The organism is Streptomyces phytophilus (assembly GCF_013870535.1).
GTDB classification, from domain to species: Bacteria; Actinomycetota; Actinomycetes; order Streptomycetales; family Streptomycetaceae; genus Streptomyces; species Streptomyces phytophilus.
This window is the reverse complement of sequence record NZ_JACBXC010000597.1, coordinates 1-3,647: the sequence shown is the minus strand read 5'-3', so window position 1 is coordinate 3,647 and position 3,647 is coordinate 1. Positions and strand designations below refer to the sequence as shown.

Genomic DNA, 3,647 nt, shown 5'->3' with positions numbered 1-3,647 from the left:
GAAGGTCAACCTCGACAAGGGCCGCGTCAACCTCCAGAAGAACCAGACGGTCTCCCTGGTGAAGGGCGGCCAGCCGCTGCTGACCACGGTGAAGATGGGCCTGGGCTGGGAGCCCGCGTACGGCGGTGGGCGGCGCCGCGCCAAGTCCATCGACCTGGACGCCTCCGTCATCGCGTACGGCCCCCAGCGCAACAAGATCGACAACTGCTTCTTCGGCAAGCTCCAGATCCTGGGCGGCGCCATCCAGCACTCCGGCGACAACCTGACCGGCGAGGGCGCGGGCGACGACGAGGTCATCACCGTCCACCTCGGCGGCCTGCCGCCGGAGGTCACCGGCCTGGTCTTCACGGTCAACTCCTTCTCCGGGCAGAAGTTCACCGACGTCGCCAAGGCGTACTGCCGCCTGCTGGACGGCCAGAGCGGCGAGGAGCTGGTCCGCTTCGACCTCACCGGCTCCGAGCCCCGCACGGGGGTCCTGATGGCCAAGTTCATCAAGCAGTTCAGCGGCGAGTGGGAGATGACCGCCCTCGGCGAGTACGTCGACTCGCGCACCGTGAAGGGCATGGTCAAGCCCGCCGCGGCGGCCCTCTAGCGCTCCGGCCGGAGATCGCGATCCTGCCGGCCGGCGGGTCCGGCGCCCTCCCCGTCGGGACCGGGAGCGGCCTGGCCCAGCCCCCGGCGGATCGCGATCTCCACCGGCGAGTACGCGCCGTCGGCCCGCTCCAGTTCGTACGGCGCGGCCGGCATCAGCGGCGGCTGGGCCATGAAGCGCGGTCGGGCCCCGTGGTGCGGCTGCGCCGCGTGCACCAGGAACGGATGGCACAGGAAGACGTCACCCGGGGAACCGGTGGCGAGGGCGAGCGGCCGGTGGGCGGATGCCGCTGCGAGGTCCGGGGCGAGGGCCAGGCCGCTCGCGCCCTCCTCCCCGTACGGCTCCAGCACCTTCGGCACGTCGAGGTGGGAGCCGACCCGCAGCCGGGTCGGCGCGTCCTCGTCCCCCACCTCGCTGAAGAGAAACAGCATCAGCAGGGCCCGGCCGTGCGAGCGGAGGTTGGTGAAGGGCCAGGTCTCGCCCTCCACCGCATAGCTGCCCTCGATGTGCCAGCCCGCGTCGTCGGGCTCGTCGTCGTGCGGAAAGCGCAGCGGGAAGGTGCCGAGCGAGTAGCGCGGCTCCCAGCGCCCGGCGCCGGCCAGCAGGTCGTACGCCCGGTGCAGGTCCGGGGAGTTGGGGGCGGCGGCGAACGGTCCCTGTGCCATCCCGCCGACCCAGTGCACGGGCCGCGTCCATGTCCCCGGGTCGTCCGGGTCGCAGCCCGTCTCCCGCCACAGCAGCCGCGCGCAGCTCGCGGCCACGCGGGGCGCGACGGCGCCCGCCAGCTTGACGTAGCCGTTGCGGAGGAAGCGGGAGACCAAGGTCGTGTCGTCCATGCCGCCATGGTGCGGCGCCGCCCGTCCCGGTCGCCCGACACTTGCCGCACCGCCTTTCTCGGGTGCGGCGTTCCGGGCCGTGCCTGATTGAATCGGTGGCCCGGATCGTGGAGGCGGGCGTGCTGGAGCGGCTCAATCAGGCCATGGAGCACGTCGAGCGGCAGCTCGACGGCTCCGTCGACGTCGGCGAGCTGGCGCGGGTCGCGGCCACCTCGGAGTACCACCTGCGGCGGATGTTCTCGGCGCTCGCGGGGATGCCGCTGTCGGAGTACGTCAGGCGCCGCCGGCTGACCGTCGCGGGCGCGGAGGTACTGGCCGGCGAGCGGACGCTGCTGGAGATCGCGGTGCGGTACGGATACGGCTCGGGCGAGGCGTTCGCGCGGGCGTTCCGCGCGATGCACGGCGTGGGGCCCGGCGAGGCACGGCGCACCGGCGCGGCGCTCAGCTCCCAGCCCCGGATGGCCTTCCGCCTCGTCGTCGAGGGGGGCAGCAGCATGCGCTACCGCGTCGTGCACAAGCCGGAGTTCAACGTCGTCGGGGCGAAGGCCCGGGTGCCGCTCGTGCACGCGGGGCCGAACCGGGCGATCATCGATTTCGTCCGCGGGACCGGCGAGCGGGCGAGGAAGCTGCTGGAGGAGCTGTCCGACCAGGAGCCGCACGGCATCCTCGCGGTCTGCGACGACCTCGACCCCAGCCGGGCGGAGGGCACCGGCCTCGACTACTACCACGGGGTCGCCACCTCGGCGTGCGCGCCGGAGGACATGGCCACGCTGCCCGTACCGGCCGGCACCTGGGCGGTCTTCACCACCTCGGGGCCGGTGCCGGAGGCGGTCCAGGCGCTGTGGCGGGATGTGTTCACCGAGTGGTTCCCCTCGAACCCGTACCGGAGCCGGCCCGGACCGGAGATCCTTCGCACGCGGATGTCGGCGGACGGCAGCGGGGCCGACGCCGAGCTGTGGCTGCCGGTGGAGAGGGAGGCCGGCTGACTCCGGAGCCCGCCGGGGCCGGTGTGGAGTGCCGGTCCCGAACGCCCGGTCCCGTACGGCACGAAGGCGGGGCCCGGTGCGCGACCGGGCCCCGCCGCATGCACGGGCGCCCTCCGGCTACGCCAGGTCGCGCACCCGGATGTTGCGGAACTCCACGACCGACTGCGTGTCGTGGTTCTGCAACCCGATGTAGCCCTCGGCGAACTGCCGGCCGCTGGTGCCCGGGTCGTCCGGGCGGCCCGGGAAGGGCAGGCCGGGCTTGTTCTCGAACTCGTTGATGACCTCGCCGTTGCGGATCACCGTGTACTGCTGCCCGACCACCCGGATCTCCAGGTCGTTCCACACGCCCTTGTCGACGGGCTTCGCGGCGGCGAGGTCGAGGTCGGCGAAGCCGTAGACCGAGCCGGTCTTGCGCGGGTCGTTGCCGCCGGTCTCGGCGGAGTCGTTGATCTGGATCTCGTGCCCGCAGTTGACGGACACCCACGCCGGGTCGTTCGTCCGGCACTCGGGGTTGGCCGCCGGGTCGACGCCCGGGAAGCGGACGAAGACGCCGCTGTTGGAGCGGCCGTCGTCCGCCCGCTCGTCGCGGAACTGCAGCCGCAGCGAGAAGTCGCCGAACTCCTCGTTCTCGTACCAGAGCAGTCCGAGCCCGCCGCCCGCGGGCTCCGGCCCGGTGGCCATCGAGCCGTCGTCGTTCAGGTCGAAGCCGCGCCCGCCGACGTAGCCCCAGTCGTCGAAGGACTCCTGGCTGCCGTCGAAGATCACGTCGTACGGCGCGGGCCCGTGCTTGCCGCCGATGCCGGACTTCGCCGCGGTCACGACCAGCCGGGCGTACTCCCCCGGGCCGATCACGTCGGCGCGCAGCAGGGAGCCCGACACCTTCGCGGTGTGGGCCGCGAACGCGCCGCGGCTCTGCCAGGCGCGCTCGTCGTCGATGAGGTCGTTGACCGTGCAGCCGCCGCCGGCCGCGCGGTTGGGCACGCCGGTGTCGTCGTCCAGGAAGCGGACGGTCGGGCGGGCGTCGGGGGCCGCGCAGGTGGTGTCGCCGGCGGCGGTCGCGGACTCGCCGGCCGCGTTCGCGGTCGCGGTCGGGGCGAGCAGTCCGCCGGCGAGGGTGGCTGCGGCCAGGGCGGTGCCGGCGAGCGGAAGGCTCGTACGACGCATGGTGTGGCTCCTCGGGTGGTGTCGTCGGGCATGCGGGTCAAGGGGCCGTGGGGGGATGCGGTGCTACGG

Annotated in this window: 4 protein-coding genes; 2 read left to right on the top strand and 2 right to left on the bottom strand. The window is 73.4% G+C overall.

The window, feature by feature from the left end:
- The coding region (locus H5J30_RS21965; RefSeq protein WP_181789107.1) for a TerD family protein at positions 1–592 on the top strand (592 nt) is incomplete at its 5' end.
- On the opposite strand, the gene H5J30_RS21960 is transcribed toward H5J30_RS21965, so the two are convergent.
- Positions 589–1,428, bottom strand: a complete 840-nt coding sequence (locus H5J30_RS21960; protein WP_181789106.1) for a phytanoyl-CoA dioxygenase family protein — start codon at positions 1,426–1,428, stop codon at positions 589–591. The genes H5J30_RS21965 and H5J30_RS21960 overlap by 4 nt on opposite strands.
- A gap of 119 nt (positions 1,429–1,547) precedes the next feature.
- Here H5J30_RS21960 and H5J30_RS21955 point away from each other — a divergent pair, with 119 nt between their 5' ends.
- Positions 1,548–2,414: an AraC family transcriptional regulator gene (locus H5J30_RS21955; protein ID WP_181789108.1), complete on the top strand. Its 867-nt coding sequence runs from the start codon at positions 1,548–1,550 to the stop codon at positions 2,412–2,414.
- Between the two features lie 117 nt (positions 2,415–2,531).
- Here the strand turns inward: H5J30_RS21955 and H5J30_RS21950 are convergent, their stop codons facing one another.
- Positions 2,532–3,578 carry a 3-keto-disaccharide hydrolase gene (locus H5J30_RS21950; protein ID WP_181789105.1) on the bottom strand — a complete coding sequence of 349 codons (1,047 nt, stop codon included), beginning with the start codon at positions 3,576–3,578 and terminating at the stop codon, positions 2,532–2,534.
- Positions 3,579–3,647 lie beyond the last annotated feature (69 nt).

Coding starts and splice junctions, on each gene's coding strand:
- H5J30_RS21960 (WP_181789106.1), bottom strand. CDS start 1,428: ATGGACGACACGACCTTGGTCTCCCGCTTCCTCCGCAACGGCTACGTC.
- H5J30_RS21950 (WP_181789105.1), bottom strand. CDS start 3,578: ATGCGTCGTACGAGCCTTCCGCTCGCCGGCACCGCCCTGGCCGCAGCC.